Source organism: Streptomyces sp. CNZ301 (assembly GCF_004217425.1).
In genome coordinates, this window is record NZ_SHLG01000001.1 from 5453901 (window position 1) to 5476988 (window position 23088).

The window sequence follows — 23088 nt, forward strand, 5'->3', positions numbered from 1 at the left end:
GCCGTCCGGGCCGCGGGATCGGTGGCGCCGGCGACGCATCTCCGGGTCGGGTCACCAGGACCCGACCGGCGTCGCGCCCGGCGCGGGTGCGGTGGTGACGCGGGCGGCACGGCACTGCCCGGACTCCTCCAGCGCGGCGGCGATCTCCGAGGCCGACGCCGCGTCCTCGGCGAGGAACGCGCACGTCGGACCCGAGCCGGAGACCAGCGCGGCCAGGGCGCCCGCCGCGGTGCCGGTCTTGAGGGTGTCGGCCAGCGACGGGCGCAGCGAAAGCGCCGCCGCCTGAAGGTCGTTGGAGACGGACGCGGCAAGCTCCGCGGCGTCACCCGTGCGGAGCGCGTCGAGCAGCCGCTCCGAAGGCCGCGGCTCCGGAACGGAGTCGATGCCCGCGCCGGTGCCGGAGGTCTCGCGCAGCCTGTCGCACTCCCGGTAGACGGCGGGTGTCGAGAGGCCCCCGTCGGCGAGGGCGAAGACCCAGTGGAAGGTGCCGCCGGTCTCCAGGGGCGTCAGCAGCTCGCCCCGTCCCTGACCGAGCGCGGCGCCGCCGACGAGCGCGAACGGCACGTCGGACCCCAACTCGGCGCACAGCGCGAGCAGTTCGTCCCGCGGCGTCCTCGCACCCCACAGCGCGTCGCACGCCAGCAGCGCGCCCGCGGCGTCGGCGCTGCCGCCCGCCATGCCGCCCGCGACGGGGATGTCCTTCGCGATGTGCAGACCCACCTGCGGCTCGCGCCCGTGCCGTTCGGCGAGAAGCCGGGCGGCACGGGCCGCCAGGTTGCTGTCGTCGAGCGGCACCTGCAGCGCGTCCGCGCCCGAGACCGTCACCCGCAGGTCGTCGGCGGGGCTCGCGGTGACCTCGTCGTACAGGCCGACCGCGAGGAAGACGTTGGCCAGCCCGTGGAAGCCGTCCGGGCGCAGACCGCCCACCGCCAGCTGGACGTTGACCTTCGCGGGGACCCGCACCGTCAACCCGTCGGCAGCGCCCTCCGGGCCGGTGCCGTGTTCGTCTCTCAAGCGGCGTTCTCCTTGTGCTTCGTGCCCTGCTCCGCGATCGCGGCGAACTCCTCGACCGTCAGCTGCTCCCCGCGCGCACGCGGCGAGACACCCGCCCCGGTCAGCGCCTCCTCGGCCGCCGCGGCCGAACCCGCCCACCGCGCGAGCGCCGACCGCAGCGTCTTGCGGCGCTGTGCGAACGCCGCGTCCACCACGGCGAACACCTCCTCGCGGGTGGCGCTGGTGCGCGGCGGATCACGCCGTACGAGCGAGACCAGACCCGAGTCCACGTTCGGCGCGGGCCAGAAGACGTTCCGGCCGATGGCGCCCGCCCGCTTCACCTCGCAGTACCAGGCGGCCTTCACCGACGGCACGCCGTACACCCGCGAACCGGGCGTCGCCGCAAGCCTGTCGGCGACCTCCGACTGGACCATGACCAGGCAGCGCCGCAGCGTCGGGAAGGACGCCAGCATGTTCAGCAGCACCGGAACGGCCACGTTGTAGGGGAGGTTGGCGACCAGCGCGGTCGGCGGCGGCCCCGGCAGCCTCGTCACGTCCATCGCGTCCGCGTGCACGAGCGTGAAGTTCGCCGCGCGGTGCGGCAGTCGGGCCTCGACCGTGGCCGGCAGGCCCGCCGCGAGCGCGTCGTCCACCTCGACGGCGACGACGCGGTCCGCGCTCTGCAGGAGCGCGAGGGTCAGCGAGCCCAGGCCGGGCCCGACTTCGAGCACCACGTCGTCGGGGTGGATGTCCGCGGTGCGCACGATCCTGCGCACCGTGTTCGCGTCGATGACGAAGTTCTGGCCGCGCTGCTTCGTGGGGCGCACACCCAGCGCGCCCGCCAGCTCCCGGATGTCCGCGGCGCCCATGAGGGGGCCCGGGCCGTGCTCCTGCTCGCGCGCGGCGTCGGGCTCGTGGACGTGGTCGTGGTCGGGCCCCTGACCGGGGTCGTGATCAGGGTGATGATCAGGGTCGTGGGCTGCGGTCACCGCGACAGTTTACGGCCGCAGTACGGCCACGGACTCGCCCCCTGCGAGACGTACAGCTTCTTCGCGCGGTAGGTCTGCTCCTGCTCCGGGGCGTGCTGCGGACGGCCGCGGCCTCCCAGGGCGTGCCAGGTGGGGGTGTCGAACTGGTAGAGGCCTCCGTGGTGCCCGGAGGCGTCCACCGCGCCCGGCCGTCCGCCCGACTCGCACTGCGCCAGCGCCGCCCAGTTGAGGTGGTCCGCGCCCGGCACGGACTGCGGCAGCGGGAGGGTGCCGACGTGGATGATCTGCTTGCGCGGATGCCGCAGTACCTCGACGGCGACGCGGCGCGGCTTCTTCCGCACACCGTTGACGGTGCGCAGCCGGTAGGTGACGCGGCGGAGGCCCGGTCTGCCCGCGCGTGCCACGACCTCTGTGCCCTGCGGCAGTTGAGGGTCCGCCTGCCGCACGGTCTTGAAGGGGATCCGCTCCTCCTTGACCTTCTCGCTGCCGATGATCCTCATCACGGTGATGGTCTGCCCGTCGCGCGGGAGGCTGTCCAACGGCGCGGACGTGGTGTCGAGACCGTCCAGTTCGATGCCGGCCTCCGTGAGCGCTTCGAGGACCGTGCCGGCGTTCGTGCGCACGGACTTCTCGTGGCCGTCGGCGAGGAAGGTGACGGTGCGCTCCGTGAACACCTCCAGCCGCAGGCCGCTTCTGGGGATCTCGGCGCTCGGCGCGAGCGACAGAGCCGCACCCCGGGTGCGTACGCCCATGCGCCGCAGCGCGTCGTCGACCGTGCGGGAGGTGGTCCACACGCGGTGGCGCGTGCCGTCGAGAGTGAGATCCAGGGGGCGGCCGTGGCTGAACGCGACCTCGTCCCCGTCGGCCAGCGTCCGGTCCGGGGACGGGCCCACGCTGTCGTGCTCGCCCAGCTCCACGCCTTCGTCGGCGAGGAGTTCACCGACGTCGTCGGCGAAGGTGTGCAGCGTGCGGGGCGTGCCGTCGACGCTCAGCCGCACCTCCTTGTCGTGTGCGACGAAGGCCGAGGTGCCGCCCGCCAGGAACGCCACGACGAGCGCCTGCGGCACCAACCGGCGCAGAGTCTCCGGCCGTTGGGCGGCCTTGCGCTCCCGAGCCGCGCGGCGCAGGGCGGCGCGCCCGCCCTCGGGCCGCGCGGCGGCGGCCTGTTCGTAGGACGGCCGGTAGGTGTCGGGCGGGTAGGTGTCGGGCGAGTAGGTGTCTCGGGGGCGGGTGGCGTGCTTGTGGGTGCCGGACTGGTTGGTGTCGTCGGGAACGCGGCCCTGACGTGACGGCGCCGCGGCCGGCGCGGCGTGCCGGCCGGTCGTTGCCGGGGCGGGCGGTGAGGCGTGCCGTGCGGCGGGTGCCTGGACGGGTGCCTGGACGGGTGCCGGTCCGGGCTGACCGTCCGGCTTCCGGGGCGCCGGACGGGGGACGCGCGGCGGGTACGGGGAGTGCTGCGGGGGCTGCGCGTACGGGGCGCGCTGCACGGGTTGCGCGTACGGGGACTGCTGCGGGTACTGCGCAGCCGGGCTGTGCGGCTGCGCGTGCGCCCGGTGCCGTCCGGCAGGCGGGGCGGGGGCGTACACCGGCGGCACGTACGCGGTGGGGAGACCCGGGCGGACCATGAGGCCCCGGTATTCCTCGTACCTCTGCTCCGGCACACGCGGCGACGGTTTCGCCTGCTCCCCGCGCGCACTTCGCCCCCCACGGCGCTCCGCGCGATGACTTCCCTGCGTCTGGCTCAACAAGCGCTCCAAAGTCCGGCGGGATGTCGCGCGGACTGTAACCGGAGAACCGATCACTCTCCAAAGTCGATTGACTACAAAGAGTGGTTGGGAACGGTGTCGAGGCTTCGCCGGAGGCCGCTTCTCAATAGCCGAAGGCGCGCGCGGTGTTGGCGGCCACGTGCTTTGCCAGCGAGTCTTCCGGCATCCCCTTCGTCTCGGCCATCGCGCGCAGCGTGACCGGAACGAGGTACGGCGCGTTCGGCCTTCCGCGGTACGGGGCCGGTGTGAGGAAGGGCGCGTCGGTCTCGACGAGAACCAGCTCGGGGGGCGCGGCGGCGAGCGCGTCACGCAGCGGCTGTGCGTTCTTGAACGTGACGTTCCCCGCGAACGACATGAACCAGCCCCGTGAGGCGCAGTGCCGGGCCATGTCCGCGTCGCCGGAGAAGCAGTGGAAGACGGTGCGTTCGGGCGCGCCCTCCTCGTCGAGGATGCGCAGCACGTCGGCGTGGGCGTCCCTGTCGTGGATGACCAGCGCGCGCTCCTGCCGCTTGGCGATGGCGATGTGCTCGCGGAACGAGAACTGCTGCGAGGAGATGCCCTCCTCGCCCGTGCGGAAATAGTCCAGCCCGGTCTCCCCGACGGCGAGCACCTGCGGCAGCGCCGCCAGCTTCTCGATCTCCGCGAGGGACGAGTCCAGTTCGCCGCGCTCGGCGGCGCGCGGCGCCTCGTTGGGGTGCAGGGCGACGGTCGCGTGCACCGCGGCGTGAGCCGCGGCGGTCTCCGCCGCCCAGCGCGAGCGCTCCAGATCGCACCCGACCTGGACGAGCGTGGTGACCCCGACCGATGCCGCGGCGGCCACCGCCTCCTCCACGGAGGGCTCCTGCATGTCGAGATGCGTGTGCGAATCGGCCACCGGCACGCGGAGCGGTTCGGGCAGCGGCGGCGCCGGCTGCGGCTTCTGCTGCTGCGTGGAAGTCGGCATGGCGCGATCCTAGGTCGTACGGCGCGGGCCACGGCGGGCGGCGGGTGCGAGGGCCGGCTCGCGCCCGGCGGTCACCGGCTGCCGGTCTGCCCGGCCGTTCGGCGCCCGGCGGCCGGCGTTGCGGCCGCTGGGCGGGCGGTCACCCGCGCCCGGCCGCCCGGCCGCCCAGCCGCGCGGTCACGCGGTCACGCACGCCCCGCCCGCGCCGTCACGCGCGCTCCGCGTTCTTCGCCGCCACCACCGCGTCGAAGACCTCCCGCTTGGGCACGCTCACCTGCCGCGCCACCGCCGCGATCGCCTCCTTCCGGCGCTCCCCGGCCTCCTCGCGCACCGCGACCCTGCGGGCCAGCTCCGCAGCGTCCAGCTCCTCGCCGGCGCCCTCGGCCGCACCGCCGACCACGACGGTGATCTCGCCCCGTACGCCTTCGGACGCCCAGTCGGCCAGCTCGTCCAACGGGCCGCGCCTGACCTCCTCGTACGTCTTGGTCAGCTCACGGCACACCGCGGCGGGCCGCTCGCCGCCGAAGGTCTCCGCCATGGCCCGCAGCGTCTCCTCCAGCCGTCGCGGCGACTCGAAGTACACGAGGGTGCGGCGCTCGTCCGCGGCCTCGCGCAGCCGGGTCCGTCTCTCGCCCGCCTTGCGCGGCAGGAAACCCTCGAAGCAGAACCTGTCGACGGGAAGCCCGGAGACCGCCAGCGCCGTCAGCACTGCGGACGGCCCCGGCACCGCCGTGACGCCCACGCCCCGTTCCACCGCGGCCGCCACCAGCCGGTAGCCGGGGTCGGACACGGACGGCATGCCCGCGTCTGTCACCAGCAGCACCCGCGAACCCGCCTCCAGCGCCTCGGCCAACTCGGCCGTGCGGGCGGCCTCGTTGCCCTCGAAGTACGACACGACCCGTCCCCGGGGATGGACGTCCAGCGCCTGCGTGAGGCGCCGCAGCCGCCGGGTGTCCTCGGCGGCGACGACGTCGGCCGCCTCGAGTTCGCGTGCGAGGCGCGGCGGTGCGTCCGCGACGTCCCCGATGGGTGTTCCGGCCAGTACGAGCGTCCCTGTCACGGCCCCATCCTCGCAGGGGCGACGGAAGCAGCGGCATCCCCGGCCCGGCTCCCTGCGGCCCCGCGGCCTCCGTCGCCTCCGCTGCCCCCGCGGCCTTCGAGGCCTTCGCGGAACGCTCCCGGCACAGTGGTGCACAGCGGTACACACCGGCGCCACGGGGCCCTTGGCGGTTGCGCGGAGTTCCCGTGGCGGCACTCACGCACGTACCGGTTCCCTACGATGGGCCGGTGACCACCAGCGAGACCGCCGCGGAGAGCCGGCCCGCGCAGACCCAGGACGCTCAGCCCACGTGGCAGGCCCGCCTGCGCCGCTTCGGCTACTCCGGACGTCCCCGGGTCGGCACCCGCGAGCGCCTGGTGCAGCCGTTCCCGAAGCCGGACCTGCGCTTCGGCGCCGCCTTCGGACTCTCGCCGCTCGCCGCCGCCCGCCTCGCGCGCTGGTCCGCCTGGGGTGCGCCCCTCCTGGTCGCGCTCGTCGCCGGGGTGCTCCGCTTCTGGCAGCTGGGCTCGCCGCACGCCGTGATATTCGACGAGACGTACTACGCGAAGGACGCCTGGTCCCTCCTCCAGTACGGCTACGAGGGCAGCTGGCCGGACAAGGCCAACGACCGGATCCTCGCCCCGGACCAGAAGATCCCGCTCTCGCCCGAGGGCGCCTATGTCGTGCACCCGCCCGCCGGGAAGTGGATCATCGCGCTCGGCGAGGCGATGTTCCAGCTGAACCCCTTCGGGTGGCGTTTCATGACGGCGGTGCTCGGCACGCTGTCGGTGCTGATGCTGTGCCGCATCGGCAGGCGCCTGTTCCGTTCCACCGCGCTGGGCTGCCTCGCCGGGGCGCTGATGGCCGTGGACGGGCTGCACTTCGTCATGAGCCGTACGGCGCTGCTCGACCTGGTGCTGATGTTCTGGGTGCTGGCCGCGTTCGGCTGCCTGCTGCTGGACCGGGACAGAACCCGGGCGAAGCTCGCGGACGCCCTGCCGTCGGCGGCGTCCGCGGACGTGCCCGTGGGAGCCCGGCCCGGAAACGGCCACGCGGGCTCCACGCCGGCGGCGCCGCACCCCGAAAGCCCCGACGTGCGCCCCGACCCGGAGACCGGTGCGCGGCTGCGCTTCGGCCCGCGTCCCTGGCGGCTGGCGGCCGGGCTCTGCCTCGGTCTCGCTTTCGCCACCAAGTGGAACGGGCTGTACATCCTCGCGGCCTTCGGCCTGCTCACCGTCCTGTGGGACATGGGCGCCCGCCGCACGGCAGGAGCCCCGCGGCCCTTCTTCGCGGTGCTCCGCCGCGACGCGCTCCCGGCGTTCGCCTCCACGGTCGCCGTCGCGTTCGTCACCTACGTCGCGTCCTGGGCGGGCTGGTTCGCCACCTCCGGCGGCTACTTCCGCGACTGGGCGGAGAAGGACGGCGCCGGCGGCCCGTGGGGGTGGCTGCCCGGGCCGCTGCGCAGCCTGTGGCACTACGAGGCGGAGGTCTACGACTTCCACGTCGGCCTGACCTCCGGTCACACGTACGAGTCGAATCCGTGGAGCTGGCTGATCCTCGGCCGTCCCGTCTCGTACTTCTACGAGTCGCCGAAGGCGGGCCGCGACGGCTGCACCGCTCAGGGCGAGGGCTGCGCCCGCGAAGTGCTCGCGCTGGGCACACCGTTGCTGTGGTGGGCGGCCTGTTTCGCGGTGCTGTACGCGGTCTACCGCTGGCTGCTGCGGCGCGACTGGCGCGCGGGCGCCGTGCTGTGCGGCATCGCCGCGGGCTACCTGCCGTGGTTCATGTACCAGGAGCGGACGATCTTCCTCTTCTACGCGGTCGTCTTCGTGCCGTTCCTCTGCCTCGCGCTGTCCATGATGATCGGCGCGCTGGCGGGCCCGCCGGGCGTGAGCGAGCGCAGACGCACCGGCGGCATCGTCGCCTCGGGCGTGCTCGTCCTGCTCATCGTGTGGAACTTCGTGTACTTCTGGCCGATCTACACGGGGCAGACGATCCCGATGGACGCCTGGCGCGACCGGATGTGGTTCGAGACCTGGATCTGACGGACGCTCGGGCGGCGGCGCGGCAGCGGGCCATCGAGGCTGAGCCCTGACGGGGGTACGGCGCGTGGAGACGGGCCCCGTGCCTCTCCCGAGGCCAGGTCGGTAGAGGTTACGGGGCCCGTCTCCGGTGATCGCTGACTACTGATCAGTGATCAGCGGTGGCCGTCCGGTGGCTCAGTTGCAGCCGGGTCCGGTGAGGGGGTTGCTGCAGGCGTTGCGGCCGGGTCCGCCGTCGTTGGTGTTGGTGCCGGCGCCTCCGTCGAGGGCGTCGTTGCCACCTTCGCCGAACAGCATGTCGTTGCCGTTTCCGCCGGTGAGGACGTCCCTGCCGTCTCCGCCCTCGATCCGGTCGTCGCCGCTTCCGCCGTTGAGGGCGTCGTTGCCGGCGGCGCCGCAGATGAGGTCGTTGCCGCCGCGGCCGTCGACGACGTCGTTGCCGGCGAGGGCGAAGATCACGTCATTGCCCGGGGTGCCATTGAGGATGTCGGGGCCGTTGGTGCCGGTGATGGTGGGCGTCGCGGTCGCGCAGGCCGTCGTCCCTCCGGACTCGTAGGTGATCTTCACCTGGGCCGAACCGGTAGCAGGTCCGGAGGTACCGCCCGACGGCACGAGGTTCGACCCGCCACCGCCACCACCGGGGCCCTGGGTGCTGACGCCGATCCCGTCGCAGCCGCCTCCTCCGCCGCCGCCGAACCAGCCACCGCCCCCGCCGCCGGCCCCGATCAGGCCCCCGCCGTCGCCGCCGGCTCCGCCTGTGCCCGGGGTTCCGGCTGTGCCGCCGGCGGCGCATGCGGCTCCGGCCGTGCCGCCGGCTGCCTGGGTTCCGCCGCCCCCGCCCTGACCGCTCAGCGATCTGGAGCCGCCGGCATCCCCGGTGTTTCCGGCGTCTCCGCCGGTGGCCTCGGGGTTGGTGAAGAGGGCGCTGAAGCCGGCGCCGCCTCCTCCGCCGCCGCCCGCGACGATGAGGCGGGGGTCGGTGGCCGGGATGCCGGTCAGGACGCAGCCGACGCTGGCCGAACTGCAGGTGCTGACGTCGCTGGAACCGCCGCCGTCTCCACCGCCGCCGCTCGGCAACGGGCCGCCGCCGTCGCCGCCACCCGTGTCGACGTTGACGTAGAGGGTCGAGCCGGCCGTCGCGGGAACGGTGCTCGTGACGGTGGCGGCCTCCCCGCCCTGCCCGCCGAAGGGCCCGTCCTCGCCGTCGGAGCCGGTGGCGCTGATGGTCAGTTGGGTGACGCCGGCCGGGACGGTGAAGGGCTGGTTGGCGCCGGGGCCGAAGGTGACGCTCGTCGGCGCCGCCGCCGAGGCGGGCGTGGCCGCGGGCAGCACCAGCAGCGCCGCAGGCAGGACTGTGGTGGCGATCAGGGTGGCAGTTCGCCGGACTGGGCGCCGCAGCCGCACATCGGCGGCACTGTGATCACGTGGTGGGAGTACTGCTTGGCGCAGGTTCGGTCTCATGATCGGGGGCCTCCTCGGTCAGAGGGCGTGGCCGCGGGACAGGCCACGGACGTGGGTTGCTCCGGCCCCTGTTGGGGGCCGCGCCCGTTGATCAACCCACACCCTCCTGTGCGGCCCCCCATAGGCACACCGCCATAGGCACCGGTGTCCGCCGGACAGCAGTTACCGGTCCGTGAACTGCGACGTGAGGCAGGTCATCCGGCCGCACGCCTGTCCTCACCCATCCCGGCCCGCAACCGCTCCGTACGGCGGCTCGCGGAGGAGAACCCCGGACGGGGCGTGGTTCGGGACCTGAATCGAGGGGTCGCGAGACCGGGCCCTCGGCCGGGCCGGAGGATGACCCCTCGAAGAAACCCGCGTGAATCCTGGGTGAAGCCAAGTGAAGGTAAGTTGAGGCGGATTGGACACGACGGAGGCCCCCGTAAGGTTCCGCTACGGCTCCCGCCCCTCGATCCGGTGATTATTCGAAACCGCATCCCGTCCATATGCTCCCGAACAGGGATACCGGGGGCACGTGATGTTGCGCGCGTGCTCTAGGGTGCCTCGGACAGGTCCTCGGCCGCATGGCTGAGGCGGGGTGGAGGGGCAGATTCTCAGATGCGTGACACTCAGAAGATGGCGCTGATCGGAGGCGCCGCGGCAGTCGTCGTCGCCGCGACCGGCTTCGGCGTCTACGCACTCGTCGGAGGTGACGGCAAGGAAGGCGGCGGAAGTGTCGCCTCGTCCGATGGCGGCAACGAGGACAAGGTCGAGAAGGGCCCGCCGAGCGCCGCCGAGGTCCGTACGACCGCGAAGCGCTTCCTCACCGCCTGGTCCTCCGGCGACGCGAAGACCGCGGCCGGGCTCACCGACGACAAGGCGGAGGCGGCCCAGGCCCTGAAGGGCTTCCAGGAAGGCGCCCGCGTCGGCAAGGTCAAGGTGTCGCCGGGTTCCGCTTCCGGCGCGAAGGTGCCGTTCGACGTGACGGCGCAGATCTCCTACCTGCAGCAGAGCTCCACGTGGTCCTACGCCTCCTCGCTGGAGGTCGTGCGGGACAAGAAGTCCGGCGACCCGGTCGTCGCGTGGAAGCCGTCGGTGCTGAACCCCAAGCTGAAGCAGGGCCAGTCCATAAAGACCGGCAAGGCGGGCACCCCGCCGATCAAGGCCGTCGACCGCAACGGCGCCGCCCTCACCAAGCAGGAGCACCCCATGCTGGGGAGCATCCTCGACGACCTGCGCAGGCGGTACGGCGACAAGACCGACGGCAAGCCCGGCGTCGAGACCCGCATCGTCGACGCCAAGGGCAAGGACACGGGTACCACCCTGCGCGTCCTCTCCAAGGGCACACCCGGCACGCTGAAGACGACCCTCGACAAGGACATGCAGGTCGCCGCCGAGCAGTCCGTGAAGGGCAAGCCGAAGGCGGCCGCCGTGGCGGTCCAGCCGAGCACCGGTGAGGTGCGCGCCGTCGCCAACTCCCCTGCGGACAGCTACAACAACGCGATCCGCGGCTCCCTGGCGCCCGGCTCCACCATGAAGGTGATCACCTCGGCGATGCTGCTCGACAAGGGGCTCGCGTCCCCCGGCAAGCAGCACCCGTGTCCCAAGTACATGGAGTACGGCGGCTGGAAGTTCCAGAACGACGACAAGTTCGAGATCAAGAACGGGACTTTCGCCGAGAGCTTCGCCCGCTCCTGCAACACCGCCTTCATCAGCCAGGCCAAGGAAATCGAGGACGGCGACCTGAGCAAGGAGGCCCGCGACGTCTTCGGCATCGGCCAGAACTGGCAGGTGGGCACCGGCACTTTCGACGGCAGCGTGCCCGTCCAGTCGGACGCGCAGATGGCCGCGTCGCTGATCGGTCAGGGCGGAGTGCGCATGAACCCGCTCAACATGGCGTCCGTCGCGGCGACGGTGCAGAGCGGCACGTTCAAGCAGCCGGTGATCGTCTCCCCGAGCCTGGACGACCGCACGATCGCGAAGGCCGGGCGCAGCATGAAGCCGCAGGTTCACAACGACCTCAAGGGCCTGATGAAGCTGACGGCCAGCAGCGGCACCGCCGCTGAGCCGATGGCTGGGCTCGGCGGTGACGTCGGCGCCAAGACGGGCTCGGCGGAGGTCGACGGGCAGAAGAAGCCGAACGCCTGGTTCACCGCGTACAACGGCGACATGGCGGCGGCCGCCGTGGTTCCCGCGTCCGGACACGGAAACGAGAACGCCGGCCCGGTCGTACGCAAGATCCTGGACGCCGCGGCGGGCTGATCCCGCTCGGGCGGCGCGGACAGCGCACAGGCACAGGCACAGGCACAGGCACATACGCGGCAACGGCGAGCGGTGCTCTCCTGGTTTCCCAGGGGGCACCGCTCGGTGTGTGTGCGGGCCGTCCGTGCGTGGACGCATGCGTTGCGGGGAGCGCGGGGGAGTGGGCGCGGGGAGGTGCGCGGGCCGGATTCGCGCCGAGGCCGGAACCAGCAGGGTGCGGGAAAACCGTGTCGCGTCCGACGTGCCCCGACGGGTAGCGTCCGTCCCATGAGCAAGGCGCCAACCGCCCACCCCCGCTTCTCCGAGGCCCTGTCCGCGCTCGGCCTGGACGACGTCGAGATCCGTGCCTTCCCGGACGCCACCCGCACCGCGGCGCAGGCGGCCGAGGCGGTCGGATGCGAGCTGAGCCAGATCGTCAAGTCGCTGGTCTTCGAGGTCGACGGCGAACCCGTCCTCGTCCTGATGGACGGCGCGTCACGCGTCGATGTCGCCCTCGTACGGGCGGAGTTGGACGCCCGGACGGTGAGCCGCGCCGGAGCGGACCTCGTGCGGAGGGCGACCGGATACGCGATCGGCGGCGTGCCGCCCTTCGGCCACGTCAGCACGATGCGGGTGCTCGCCGACCGGGGCCTGCTCGCGCACGGCACCGTCTGGGCCGCAGCGGGCACCCCGCACACCGTCTTCGCGCTCGCCCCCGGGGAGTTGATCGCGCACGCCCGCGGCTCGGTCGTGGACGTACGCGAGCAGACCGCCGGCGTTCCGTGACGCCCCTCGTCGTCGGGGCGGTGCTGGCCGCCGCGGTCACGCACGCCTCCTGGAACGCGCTCGCGCACAACATCAAGGACCAGCTCCTCGCGTTCACCCTCGTCGGCTTCGGCGGCGCTCTGTGCGGGCTCGTCCTCGCGTTCTTCGCGCCGGTGCCGGCGAAGGAGGCATGGCCCGCTCTGGGCTTCTCCGCGGCGCTGCACGTCGTCTACCAGCTGCTGCTGATGCGCTCGTTCCGGCTCGGCGACTTCGGCCAGATGTACCCGATCGCGAGGGGCACGGCACCGCTCGTCGTCACGCTCCTCGCCGCCGTCTTCCTCCAGGAGCTGCCGGACGCCTGGCAGTTGACGGGTGTGGCCGTCGCTTCGGCCGGGCTGCTCGCCGTCGCGCTGTGGGGGATACGGGGAAGGAGCGGCCGGGCGGGGGCCGCCGGCCGTGAGGCCTCCGCCCCGCGGGAGTCCCCCGAGCCCCGGGCCTGCTCCGGGTCCCCCGAGCCCCCGGCCTGCTCCGGGCCGTCCGAGCCCCGGGCCTGCTCCGGGCCGTCCGAGCCCCGGGCCTGCTCCGGGTCCCCCGAGCCCCCGGCCCGCTCCGGGCCGTCCGCGCCCACCGCCTCCTCGCGGCTGCCCGCGCTGTTCGCCGCCGTCGCGACCGGCCTGGCCATCGCCTCGTACACCGTCGTCGACGGGGCGGGGGTGCGCGCCTCCGGCTCCGCGCTCGGATACGTGGCCTGGCTGATGATGCTCCAGAGCCTCGTCATCCCCGCGTACGCCGCGGCCAGCCGCCGGGGCGTGCTCCTCGCCCAGCTGCGGCCCCTCGCGCTGCGCGGCATCACGGCCGGCGTGCTGTCGCTGTCGGCCTACGGCCTCGTGCTGTGGGCCCAGACCCGCGCACCCCTCGCGCCGGTCGCCGCCTTGCGCGAGTCCTCGATCATCGCGGGTGCCGCCATAGGCGCGTTGTTCTTCAAGGAGCGCTTCGGCGCTCCGCGCGTGGCCGCATCCGCGCTGATGGTGGGCGGCATCGCCCTGATGCTGCACGGGGGTTGAGGCCGGGGGTTGAGGCCGGGAGAGCGTTCCTCTGCCCGCCCGCGGCTCACTCGGCGGCGTCGTCCCAGTCGTCCTTGAAGCGGCCGGAGTGGCTGCTCATCAGCGCGACGAGCGCGGCGAGGACCGCCGGATCCCACCCGTCGGAGAGGACGTTCAAGCCGTCGTGCCTCCAGTCGAGGACGCGTTGCCCGTCCCGCCTGAAGCGCGTACGGACCGGCGTCCGGGGCACGTCGGGGGAGCCGAACGCGATGAAGACCCAGAAGGGGAAGAAGAGCCACCACACGCCGTACCAGAACACCCTGCCCTTGACGCCGACGGCCGCCCGCTGTCCGGCCTGCTGAACGCTCCACCGGGCTCTGATCCGCCGCTGCGTGAACGGCTTTCGCCGCGTGACGAGGGCCAGTTGCCCACCCGCGGCGCCGTAGACCTCGTACGTCGCCACACGTCCGACTCCCGGCTGGGTCACGACCCGTGCGAGGTGCTGCCCACGGTGCGGGTCGGCCCACAGGTCGAAGGCGCGATCGCCGTCGCGCCGGGCCATGCGGTACTCCTCGGCGCCGCCGGGCGGGAGCCTGCGCTCGGCATACGCGACGGTCCACGCCTTGCCCTCCGCGAGGGCACCGGGTGACTCACTGCCCCTGCGTATCTCCCGGAAGACCCGCCCGTCGGCGGGCGGCTCCCACTTCGCCTTGTGGTCCGAGCCGCCCGCGGATGGATCGAACAGCCACAGCCTGTCCATGCTTCCCCGTCCCCGTGATCTCGCGTGCACGTACGTGCGCCCGGTGCGTCACGGCGGGCGCCCGGCGGACCCTACCCCCGCGGGGATCAGGCGGCCACAGGCACGTGCGTACCCTGGAGGGCTGATGCCGGGCCGACCGTCCGGAGCCAGGGTGGGGCCCCACGCCGAATGCCGGGTGGGTTCCCCCATGCCGAAGGCCAGGTGGGGTCCCCCATGCCGAAGGCCGGGGGAGAGACAGGAGTGAGATGGCCGTAAACCTCGTCAATCTGGAAGCCGTGGGCAAGGTCTACGGCACCCGGGCGCTGCTCGACGGCGTCTCGCTCGGTGTGAGCGAGGGCGACCGCATCGGCGTCGTGGGGAGGAACGGGGACGGCAAGACCACGCTGATCCGGCTGCTGTCGAAGCTGGAGCCCGCCGACGACGGACGCGTGACGCACTCGGGCGGCCTGCGTCTGGGCGTGCTGTCCCAGCACGACTCGCTCGACCCGGCCGCGACCGTACGGCACGAGGTCGTCGGAGACATGGCCGACCACGAGTGGGCCGGAAACGCCCGGATCCGCGACGTGCTGACCGGGCTGTTCGGCGGTCTGGGTCTGCCCGGCTTCCCGCAGGGCCTCGACACCGTCATCGGACCGCTCTCCGGAGGCGAGCGGCGCCGCATCGCACTCGCCCAACTGCTCATCGCCGAGCAGGACTTGATCGTCCTGGACGAGCCCACCAACCACCTGGACGTCGAAGGCATCGCGTGGCTCGCCCGCCATCTGCGCGCGCGCCGCTCCGCGCTGGTGTGCGTGACGCACGACCGCTGGTTCCTCGACCAGGTCTGCACCCGGATGTGGGACGTGCAGCGCGGCTCGGTGCACGAGTACGAAGGGGGCTACTCCGACTACGTCTTCGCCCGCGCCGAGCGCGAACGCATCGCGGCGCAGGAGGAGACCAAGCGCAAGAACCTGATGCGCAAGGAACTCGCCTGGCTGCGCCGCGGTGCACCCGCCCGCACCAGCAAGCCCCGCTTCCGTGTCGAGGCCGCCAACGCGCTCATCTCCGACGAACCGCCGCCGCGGAACGAGGCGGAGCTGATGCGGTTCGCCAACTCCCGCCTGGGCAAGACCGTCTTCGACCTGGAGGACGTCACCGTGCAGGCCGGGCCCAAGGTGCTGCTCAAGCACCAGACGTGGCAGCTGGGGCCCGGCGACCGGATCGGCCTCGTCGGCGTCAACGGCTCCGGCAAGACGTCGCTGCTGAAGGCGCTCGCGGCGGCCGCGCGCAGCGGTGGCGAGCAGCAGTCGGAGCTGGTGACGGGCGGCCGCGTCAAGGTGGGCAGGACGGTGAAGCTGGCGTATCTCTCGCAGGAGGTCGCCGAGTTGGACCCCGCGCTCCGCGTGCTGGAGGCCGTCGAGCAGGTCCGCTCGCGCGTGGACCTCGGCAAGGGCCGGGAGATGACGGCGTCGCAGCTGTGCGAGCGCTTCGGCTTCGTCAAGGAGAAGCAGTGGACGCCGGTCGCCGACCTCTCCGGTGGTGAGCGCCGCCGGCTTCAGATCCTGCGTCTGCTGATGGACGAGCCCAATGTGCTCTTCCTGGACGAGCCGACCAACGACCTGGACATCGAGACCCTTTCGCAGCTGGAGGACCTGCTGGACGGCTGGCCGGGCTCGCTGGTGGTCATCTCCCACGACAGGTTCTTCATCGAGCGCACGACGGACCAGGTGTACGCGCTGCTGGGGGACGGCGCCCTGCGGATGCTGCCGCGCGGCATCGACGAGTACCTCGAACGGCGCGCACGGCAGAGCGAGGCGGCGCAGCCGAACGTGAACACGCCTGCGCGCTCCGGCGCTTCGGGCCGGTCCTCCCAGTCCTCCCACTCCTCGGCCAAGTCGTCGCCGTCGGCGGCGGCTTCGTCCCGGCCCGCGCCCTCGTCCGCGTCGTCGGCGGGCGCACAGGCGCGCAAGCCGGCGGCGGTTGCGCGCGCGGGGCAGAAGGAGATGCAGCGCATCGAGCGTCAGCTGGAGCGCGTCGAGAAGAAGCAGTCCGAGCTGCACCAGGCGCTCGCCGAGCACGCGACGGACTTCGAGCGCGTCGCCGGGCTCGACGCCGAACTGCGTGAACTGGACTCGCAGCGCGAGGAGTTGGAGTCGCGCTGGCTGGAGCTGGCCGAGGACGGCTGACGCGGGCGGGCGCCGGACGGGCGCGGGCAGGCCCTCCGGCGCGGCGGCGCTCAGGCACGGGCAGGCGCTCAGGCACGGCCGGCCCTCACACGCGGGCCGGCCCTCACACGCGGCGGCCGCGCGGGGGCACGGCCGCCGTCCCGGCGCCGTGCGGCCGGGACGCGTTCCGGGAGCGACCTGGGGTCGCGTCCGGACGAGCAGCCGGGGCGTGCCACGGAGAGCAAGCCGGTGGCGGCCGCCCCGTTCCGCATACCGGGAAGTACTCCGGGTTCGCTAACGGCCGCGCAACGTAAGCGTTTCGGGGCCGTCTCTTCCGCTGCCTCGGGGTGGGAACCGGACCGCCGGTTCGCAGTGTCCGGTGATAGAAAGACATCCGCGCACAAGCCAGCCGAAGGCGGACCTGATGTCCGAATCGCTCCGCCCTACGGGGGTTTGAGGGGTGGACGTCCGGTCTGATCGTCCAACGAGGGAATCGCTCATGTCGCAGCCGCCTCCGCCCCCCGGTCAGCCCCCCAGAGGGGACTCACCCGACCCCGAGAAGTCCGAAGAGTCCCCCGGTCTGGAGAAGAAGGACTCCGGAGCCGGGCAGTCGTCCCCGTCCCAGGGTGAGACGCCTCAGCAGCCCGCTCAGCCTCCGTCGGGCGGATTCGGCGCACCGCCGCAGCCACCGGCAGGCGGCTACGGCTATCCGCAGCAGCCGCCCGGAGGCGGGGGCGGCTACGGCTACCCACAGCAGCCGCCGCAGGGCGCGGGTTACGGCTACCCGCAACAGCCGCCGCAGGGCGCCGGTTACGGCTACCCCCAGCAGCCGGGTCAGCCCTACGGCCAGGGCCCGGGCACGTACCCGACGGCGGCGCCTTACGGACCCGGCGGCCCCGGAACCCCGGGGGGCGGCGGCAACGGCAAGGTCATCGCCATCGTCGCGGCCGCCGTCGCGGTGGTCGTCGCGGTCGTCACCGTCGGCATCTTGCTGGTGAACAAGGACGACGGCACGGAGGCCGGGGGCGAGAAGAAGACCGGCACGAACGACGGCGGCGGCAAGCCGGCATCCACCGAGGGCAGGGAGCTGTTCAAGATCCCCTCGCCGAAGCTCACGGAGGAGGACACCGCGAGCGTCACCGGTGCCTGGGCCACCGACAAGATCTTCGCCAAGAGCACCCTCGGCGGCATCATCGGCATGGACGCGGCCAGCGGGAAGCAGGCCTGGAAGATCTCCCTCGACGGCCAGATCTGCGCCGCGTCCCGGCAGTCGACGGACGACGGGAAGGCGGCGGTGGTCGTCGCCGAGACCAAGTCCTCGCGCGCCAAGTGCAATCAGCTGGCCGTCGTCGACCTGGACGAGGGCAAGAAGGTCTGGCAGGAGACGATGCCCAACAGCGAGCGCGCCACTTCGCTGGGCATGAGTATGTCCATCGGCAAGGACGTCGTCGCGGCCAAGTGGATCGGCGGCTCGGTGGCGTACAAGATGTCGGGCGGCGCCCCGCTGTGGAAGACCGAGGGGATCGGCGGCACCGGCGGCTGCGACCACGAAGGCTTCGCGGGTGGCGAAGAGCTGATGGCGGTCGTGCAGTGCGGCAGCTACGGCGACCCGGACCTGAAGGTGCAGAAGCTCGACCCGAAGACGGGCGAGGCGAAGTGGGAGTTCGACGTTCCCAAGGGCGTGCAGACGGCCCGGATCGTCTCCGCCGACCCCGTCGTCATCGCGGTCGGAGCCGGCTCCAGCTCGGCAACCGACGTCATGACGGTCGGCGACGACGAGAAGCTCAAGGCCAAGATCTCCCTGGGCGACAACAAGTACGAGCCGGGGTGCAGCACAGGCGTCGAGTCGTGCACGTCCGTCGTCGTGGACCAGGACTACGTCTATCTCCCGTCGGCGAGGCACCAGGGCGACACGGCCTCCACCAACGAGATCATCGCCTTCGACATCGACACCGGCAGCCCCAAGTGGAAGTCGGACGCCGGTGAGAGGCGCACCATCATCCCCGTCAGCATTCAGGACGGCAAGCTGATCGCGTACAAGAAGCCGACCTACGGCGCGGGCGGACAGGTCGTCGCGGTGGACCCGGGCGCGCAGGGCAAGCAGGAGCTCTACATGCGCAACCCCGACGACAGCGCCGAGGACGAGAACAACATCGCCGGCATCACCATGCGGGAACCGCCCATCTACAAGAACGGGCGTTTCTTCATCCACCAGACCCTCATCTCGAAGCGGAGCAGCAGCAGTTACGGCAAGTACCTGGGAATCGGCTTCGGAGCCGAATGACCCTGACGACCCCGGCGAAGGCAGCTCTCAGGCCGAAGGCCGGGAAGGACTGATCACAGTTCGTCCGCCGTTCCTCCCACTTCTCCCCCCGAAGCGGCCCGGAACGGCGGACGAACGTGTAGCTTCCGGGAGCACAGGAGGGGCAGTTCCCTTGCGCCCCCGGGCCACCCGGGCCCGAGGGGGCCCTGAGGGGCGCCCGCAGGGTGCGGCGTGGGGGGTTGTTGCGCATGAGCGTCCGGCTCATGGTGGTTGACGATCACAGACTGCTCGCCGAGGCACTCGCCTCGGCGCTGAAACTGCGCGGCCACCGGGTGCTGGCGGCCGCCGCTCCCAGCGCGGGTGCGGCGGACCTCGTGCTGAGCCGGGCACCAGACGTCTGTCTTCTGGGTACGGCCGCTCCCGCGGAGCCAGGCGTCTACGACCCGGTGGTGCGGATCAAGCGCGAGAAGCCGCAGATCGCGGTCGTGGTGCTGGGCCCGGTTCCCAGCCCGCGCGGGGTGGCTTGCGCCTTCGCGGCCGGCGCGTCCGGCTACGTACGCCACGACGAGCGCATCGAAGGCGTCGAGCGCGCCATGATGAAGGCGCGGGCGGGGGACGCAGCGGTCTCGCCGCAACTGCTCCAGGAGTCCTTCGCGGACCTGCTCAACCCGGCACCGGAACCCGACGACGAGGGTGCCCGGCTCCTCCAGCTCCTCACGCGCCGCGAGGTGGAGGTGCTGATGCGGGTGGCCGAGGGGGAGGACACCCGGCTGATCGCCACAGGTATGCGGATAGCGCCGAGCACCGCACGTACGCACGTGCAGCGGGTGCTGATGAAGCTGGGCGTCGGGTCCCGCCTGGAGGCGGCGGCGCTGGCGGCCCGCACGGGGCTGCTGGAGAGGGCGTACGAGCCGGCCTCCGGCGAGGAGTGACCGGCCCGCTCCCTGACTGCGGCCGAGCGAACCGCACCCGCTCCGGGCGAACGGCGCCCGTACCTGAGTGAGCCGCGCCCGTACCTGATCGGAGGGTTTTCGTACCGGACGGCGCCCGTGACCGGGCGAACCGCGCCCGCACACCGGGGAGTTCCGCGGGTGTCGCGGCGTCGGGGCGTCGCGGCGGCGCGTGCTGAGTCCTCGATCCTCGATGCCGCATATGTACCGTATGCGCCTGCACGCGAACGACCGTTGCCGTTCAGCTCTGTTGGTCTCTGATTTCTTGTGTGTGATTATGTTGGCGATGAGGGTGGCCGGACGGTGAGGAGCGGACCCTTGAAGAAGACCTCGAACCGGCTCGCCGACGGCCGGGAGATCATCTACTACGACCTGCGTGACGACGCGGTGCGCGACGCCGTGGACCGGCGTCCGCTCGGAGCGACGTCGACGGCTTCCGAGATCCGCTACGACCCGCTGCTCGCGGAGTGGACCGCCGTCACCGCACACCGGCAGGAACGCACGTACCATCCGCCCGTCGACGCCTGCCCGCTGTGCCCCAGCCGCGACGGCCGGCTCAGCGAGATCCCCGAACCCGCCTACGACGTCGCCGTGTTCGAGAACCGGTTCCCCTCCTTCACCGGAGGCCCCGGCCCGGAAACCGCCGCGGGGCCGCACGGCCTGGCAGCGCAGCGGCCCGGCGCCGGGCGCTGCGAGGTCGTCTGCTTCACCCCCGACCACCACGCCTCGTTCGCGTCCCTCACCGACGAACAGGCACGGCTGGTGCTGGAGGTGTGGACGGACCGCACCGCCGAGCTCTCCCAGCGTCCCGGTGTCGAGCAGGTCTTCTGCTTCGAGAACCGGGGCGAGGAGATCGGCGTGACGCTCCAGCATCCGCACGGCCAGATCTACGCCTACCCCTTCACCACGCCCCGCACCGAGCGCATGCTCCGCTCCCTCGCCCGGCACGCCGGCAGCACCGGGGGACGCAACCTCTTCGACGACGTGGTCGCCGCCGAACTGGCCGACGCCCGGCGCGTGGTGTGCGAGAGCGAGCACTGGGTCGCCTTCGTGCCGCACGCCGCCCACTGGCCGTACGAGGTGCACCTGTACCCGCGGGAGCGGGTGCCGGACCTGCTCGCGCTGAGCGAGGAGGCGAGGGCCGACTTCCCGGCCCTGTATCTGGAGGTGTTGCGGCGCTTCGACCGCCTCTTCGGCCCGGACGAGCCGCCCACCCCCTACATAGCCGCCTGGCACCAGGCGCCGTTCACGCTGCCCGCGAGGGGGCGGCCGCAGGGCGGTGGGGCAGACGGTGCGGAGGCGTCCGTGGCCCGCGAGGACTTCGCCCTCCACCTTGAGCTTTTCACCATCCGACGGACTTCCGGCAAACTTAAGTTCCTCGCCGGTTCCGAATCCGGGATGAACGTGTTCATCAACGATGTGCCGCCCGAGAGCGCGGCCGAGCGACTGCGAGAGGTAGCCAGTGACCGCCAGCCCACGGGGAGCGACCCCCGCACAGCACACCGGTAAGTACCTGGTCACAGGCGGAGCCGGATACGTCGGAAGCGTCGTCGCCGCGCACCTGCTGGAGGCCGGGCACTCCGTCACCGTGCTAGACGACCTCTCCACCGGTTTCCGCGAGGCCGTCCCGGAGGGCGCCGAGTTCGTCGAGGGGCGCGTGCAGCAAGCCGGCCGTGTGCTCGACGCCACGTACGACGGTGTGCTGCACTTCGCGGCCCACTCGCAGGTCGGCGAGTCCGTGCAGGACCCCGGCAAGTACTGGCGGAACAACGTCGGCGGCAGCATCGAACTGCTGGAGACCATGCGCGAGGCGGGCGTGCGCCGTCTCGTCTTCTCCTCGACGGCGGCCACCTACGGCGAACCGCTGCGGACGCCGATCCACGAGGACGCGTTCGAGGCGCCGACGAATCCCTACGGCGCCTCGAAGCTGGCCGTCGACCACATGATCAGCGGTGAATGCCGTGCTCACGGCCTGGCCGCCGTGTCGCTGCGCTACTTCAACGTCGCGGGCGCGTACGGGCGTTACGGCGAGCGCCACGACCCCGAGTCGCACCTCATCCCGATCGTGCTCCAGGTGGCCCAGGGCCGCCGTGAAGCCGTCTCCGTGTTCGGCGAGGACTACCCGACGCCCGACGGAACCTGCGTCCGCGACTACATCCACGTCGCCGACCTCGCCGAGGCGCACCTCCTCGCCATGACCGCGATGACCGCAGGCGGCGAGGAGTCCGGGCCCGGGAACGTCCCCGCCGGCACGCATCTGATCTGCAACCTGGGCAACGGCAACGGATTCTCCGTGCGCGAGGTCATCGAGACCGTCCGCAAGGTCACCGGTCACCCCCTGCCCGAGAAGGCCGCGCCGCGCCGTGAGGGCGACCCGGCGGTGCTCGTGGCGTCCGCAGGGCGGGCCGTGAACACCCTCGGCTGGCACCCCTCACGCACGGACCTCGCCGACATCGTGCGGGACGCCTGGGACTTCACCCAGCGGCACACCGGGCAGGACGGCCATGAGGGGCGGGCAGGCACTCCATGACGGCAGGCTTCCGCGAGGTGTACGGGGCGACGCCCCAAGGCGTGTGGGCGGCGCCCGGCCGGGTCAACCTGATCGGCGAACACACCGACTACAACGACGGCCTGGTCATGCCGCTCGCCCTCCCGCACACCTGCCGCGTGGAGGCCTCCCGCCGCGACGACGGCGTCCTCCGGCTCCACTCGGCCGACGCGCCCGGCGGGGTCACCGAGCTGCATGTGGACGGCCTCGCCCCGCAGGGCCCCACGGGCGGCGACCGAGGCGGCTGGGCCGCCTACCCGGCGGGAGTGGTGTGGGCGCTGCGCGCCGCCGGGCACCGGGTCGGCGGCGCGGACCTGCACGTCGAGAGCAGCGTGCCCACCGGGGCCGGGCTGTCCTCCTCCGCCGCCCTCGAGGTCGCCACGGCCCTGGCCCTGAGCGACCTGTACGGAGTGGAACTTCCGGCGCCCCGGCTGGCCGAGCTGTGCCGGCACGCGGAGAACGACTTCGTCGGCGTCCCGTGCGGCGTGATGGACCAGATGGCGTCCGCCTGCTGCACGTCCGGGCACGCGATGTACCTGGACACCCGTGACCTGACCAGGCGGCAGGTCCCCTTCGACCTCGCCGCGCGGGGGCTGCGGCTGCTGGTGGTCGACACCCGCGTCAAGCACGCGCTGGGCGACGGCGCCTACGCCGAGCGCCGGGCCGGCTGCGAGGCGGGCGCCGCGGCGCTGGGCGTGGGAAGTCTGCGCGAGGTCCCGTACGGGGAGCTGCCGGCCGCGCTCGAACGCATCGAGGACGAGTCGCTGCGCCCGCTGGTGCGGCACGTCGTCACCGAGAACGAGCGCGTCGAGCGCACCCTCCGCCTCCTCGACGCCGGTGAGACGCACGCCGTCGGGCCCGTACTGACCGACGGACACGCCTCGCTGCGCGACGACTTCGCAGTCTCCTGCGCCGAACTCGACCTGGTCGTCGACGCGTCGAACGCGAACGGCGCACTCGGCGCCCGCATGACCGGCGGAGGCTTCGGCGGTTCGGCGATCGTGCTCGTACGGGCCGGGGACGCGGATGCCGTCGCCAAAGCCGTCGGTGAGGCCTTCGCGGAGGCAGGCCACCGAGAGCCGCGGGTCTTCGAGGCGGTGCCGGGCCCCGGCGCGCGGCGGATCACAGACGTCTGACGACGAGATGATCCGGGGCACCGCCC

17 protein-coding genes are annotated in these 23088 nt (G+C 72.6%); 10 read left to right on the forward strand and 7 right to left on the reverse strand.

Annotation, left to right across the window (positions count from 1 at the left end):
* Positions 1-51 precede the first annotated feature (51 nt).
* From EV375_RS23460 to rsmI, 5 genes are all read right to left on the reverse strand, one after another.
* Positions 52-1014, reverse strand: coding sequence for a 4-(cytidine 5'-diphospho)-2-C-methyl-D-erythritol kinase (locus tag EV375_RS23460; RefSeq protein ID WP_486588667.1), 963 nt, complete (start codon positions 1012-1014; stop codon positions 52-54).
* Positions 1011-1862 carry a 16S rRNA (adenine(1518)-N(6)/adenine(1519)-N(6))-dimethyltransferase RsmA gene (gene rsmA, locus EV375_RS23465; RefSeq protein ID WP_130302074.1) on the reverse strand — a complete coding sequence of 284 codons (852 nt, stop codon included), beginning with the start codon at positions 1860-1862 and terminating at the stop codon, positions 1011-1013. Before rsmA ends, EV375_RS23460 begins: the two co-directional genes overlap by 4 nt.
* 116 nt (positions 1863-1978) lie before the next feature.
* On the reverse strand, positions 1979-3643 hold the full coding sequence (locus tag EV375_RS23470; protein ID WP_486588668.1) for a resuscitation-promoting factor: 1665 nt from the start codon (positions 3641-3643) through the stop codon (positions 1979-1981).
* A 208-nt stretch (positions 3644-3851) separates the two neighbouring features.
* The gene (locus EV375_RS23475; protein ID WP_130301381.1) at positions 3852-4691 is read right to left on the reverse strand and encodes a TatD family hydrolase; all 840 of its coding nucleotides are present in this window, start codon (positions 4689-4691) and stop codon (positions 3852-3854) included.
* 208 nt (positions 4692-4899) lie between these two features.
* Positions 4900-5751: a 16S rRNA (cytidine(1402)-2'-O)-methyltransferase gene (gene rsmI / locus EV375_RS23480; protein ID WP_130301382.1), complete on the reverse strand. Its 852-nt coding sequence runs from the start codon at positions 5749-5751 to the stop codon at positions 4900-4902.
* Positions 5752-5978: 227 nt separating this feature from the next.
* On the opposite strand from rsmI, the gene EV375_RS23485 reads away from it, so the two are divergent.
* On the forward strand, positions 5979-7775 hold the full coding sequence (locus tag EV375_RS23485; protein ID WP_130301383.1) for a phospholipid carrier-dependent glycosyltransferase: 1797 nt from the start codon (positions 5979-5981) through the stop codon (positions 7773-7775).
* Positions 7776-7949: 174 nt separating this feature from the next.
* Here EV375_RS23485 and EV375_RS29255 read toward each other — a convergent pair whose 3' ends face one another.
* Positions 7950-9233, reverse strand: coding sequence for a calcium-binding protein (locus EV375_RS29255; protein WP_165434810.1), 1284 nt, complete (start codon positions 9231-9233; stop codon positions 7950-7952).
* A gap of 597 nt (positions 9234-9830) precedes the next feature.
* Here EV375_RS29255 and EV375_RS23505 point away from each other — a divergent pair.
* From EV375_RS23505 to EV375_RS23515, 3 genes are all read left to right on the forward strand, one after another.
* Positions 9831-11474 (forward strand): penicillin-binding transpeptidase domain-containing protein, encoded by a 1644-nt coding sequence (locus EV375_RS23505; RefSeq protein ID WP_207228242.1) that lies wholly within the window; start codon positions 9831-9833, stop codon positions 11472-11474.
* Between the two features lie 267 nt (positions 11475-11741).
* Entirely contained in the window at positions 11742-12239 is a 498-nt protein-coding gene (locus tag EV375_RS23510; RefSeq protein ID WP_130301387.1) for a YbaK/EbsC family protein, read from the forward strand.
* Positions 12236-13282 (forward strand): EamA family transporter, encoded by a 1047-nt coding sequence (locus tag EV375_RS23515; RefSeq protein WP_130301388.1) that lies wholly within the window; start codon positions 12236-12238, stop codon positions 13280-13282. Before EV375_RS23510 ends, EV375_RS23515 begins: the two co-directional genes overlap by 4 nt.
* A gap of 46 nt (positions 13283-13328) precedes the next feature.
* On the opposite strand, the gene EV375_RS23520 is transcribed toward EV375_RS23515, so the two are convergent.
* Complete coding sequence (locus EV375_RS23520) at positions 13329-14021, reverse strand: hypothetical protein (protein ID WP_130301389.1); 693 nt, start codon at positions 14019-14021, stop codon at positions 13329-13331.
* A gap of 245 nt (positions 14022-14266) precedes the next feature.
* On the opposite strand from EV375_RS23520, the gene EV375_RS23525 reads away from it, so the two are divergent.
* The 6 genes from EV375_RS23525 to galK all read left to right on the forward strand — a co-directional run bounded on the left by EV375_RS23525 (position 14267) and on the right by galK (position 23062).
* A complete protein-coding gene (locus EV375_RS23525) occupies positions 14267-16186 on the forward strand; it encodes an ABC-F family ATP-binding cassette domain-containing protein (RefSeq protein WP_130301390.1) in 1920 nt (639 codons plus the stop codon).
* Positions 16187-16664: 478 nt separating this feature from the next.
* The gene (locus EV375_RS23530) at positions 16665-18449 is read left to right on the forward strand and encodes an outer membrane protein assembly factor BamB family protein (RefSeq protein ID WP_130301391.1); all 1785 of its coding nucleotides are present in this window, start codon (positions 16665-16667) and stop codon (positions 18447-18449) included.
* 227 nt (positions 18450-18676) lie between these two features.
* Complete coding sequence (locus EV375_RS23535; protein WP_130301392.1) at positions 18677-19360, forward strand: response regulator transcription factor; 684 nt, start codon at positions 18677-18679, stop codon at positions 19358-19360.
* 336 nt (positions 19361-19696) lie between these two features.
* Positions 19697-20887, forward strand: coding sequence for a galactose-1-phosphate uridylyltransferase (galT, locus tag EV375_RS23540; RefSeq protein WP_130301393.1), 1191 nt, complete (start codon positions 19697-19699; stop codon positions 20885-20887).
* Positions 20841-21908 carry a UDP-glucose 4-epimerase GalE gene (galE, locus tag EV375_RS23545; RefSeq protein WP_130301394.1) on the forward strand — a complete coding sequence of 356 codons (1068 nt, stop codon included), beginning with the start codon at positions 20841-20843 and terminating at the stop codon, positions 21906-21908. Before galT ends, galE begins: the two co-directional genes overlap by 47 nt.
* Complete coding sequence (galK, locus tag EV375_RS23550; protein WP_130301395.1) at positions 21905-23062, forward strand: galactokinase; 1158 nt, start codon at positions 21905-21907, stop codon at positions 23060-23062. The genes galE and galK overlap by 4 nt, the downstream gene beginning before the upstream one ends.
* Positions 23063-23088 lie beyond the last annotated feature (26 nt).

Coding starts and splice junctions, on each gene's coding strand:
- rsmA (WP_130302074.1), bottom strand. CDS start 1,862: ATGGGCGCCGCGGACATCCGGGAGCTGGCGGGCGCGCTGGGTGTGCGC.
- EV375_RS23475 (WP_130301381.1), bottom strand. CDS start 4,691: ATGCCGACTTCCACGCAGCAGCAGAAGCCGCAGCCGGCGCCGCCGCTG.
- EV375_RS29255 (WP_165434810.1), bottom strand. CDS start 9,233: ATGAGACCGAACCTGCGCCAAGCAGTACTCCCACCACGTGATCACAGT.
- EV375_RS23505 (WP_207228242.1), top strand. CDS start 9,831: ATGCGTGACACTCAGAAGATGGCGCTGATCGGAGGCGCCGCGGCAGTC.
- EV375_RS23510 (WP_130301387.1), top strand. CDS start 11,742: ATGAGCAAGGCGCCAACCGCCCACCCCCGCTTCTCCGAGGCCCTGTCC.
- EV375_RS23520 (WP_130301389.1), bottom strand. CDS start 14,021: ATGGACAGGCTGTGGCTGTTCGATCCATCCGCGGGCGGCTCGGACCAC.
- EV375_RS23525 (WP_130301390.1), top strand. CDS start 14,267: ATGGCCGTAAACCTCGTCAATCTGGAAGCCGTGGGCAAGGTCTACGGC.
- EV375_RS23530 (WP_130301391.1), top strand. CDS start 16,665: ATGTCGCAGCCGCCTCCGCCCCCCGGTCAGCCCCCCAGAGGGGACTCA.
- EV375_RS23535 (WP_130301392.1), top strand. CDS start 18,677: ATGAGCGTCCGGCTCATGGTGGTTGACGATCACAGACTGCTCGCCGAG.
- galK (WP_130301395.1), top strand. CDS start 21,905: ATGACGGCAGGCTTCCGCGAGGTGTACGGGGCGACGCCCCAAGGCGTG.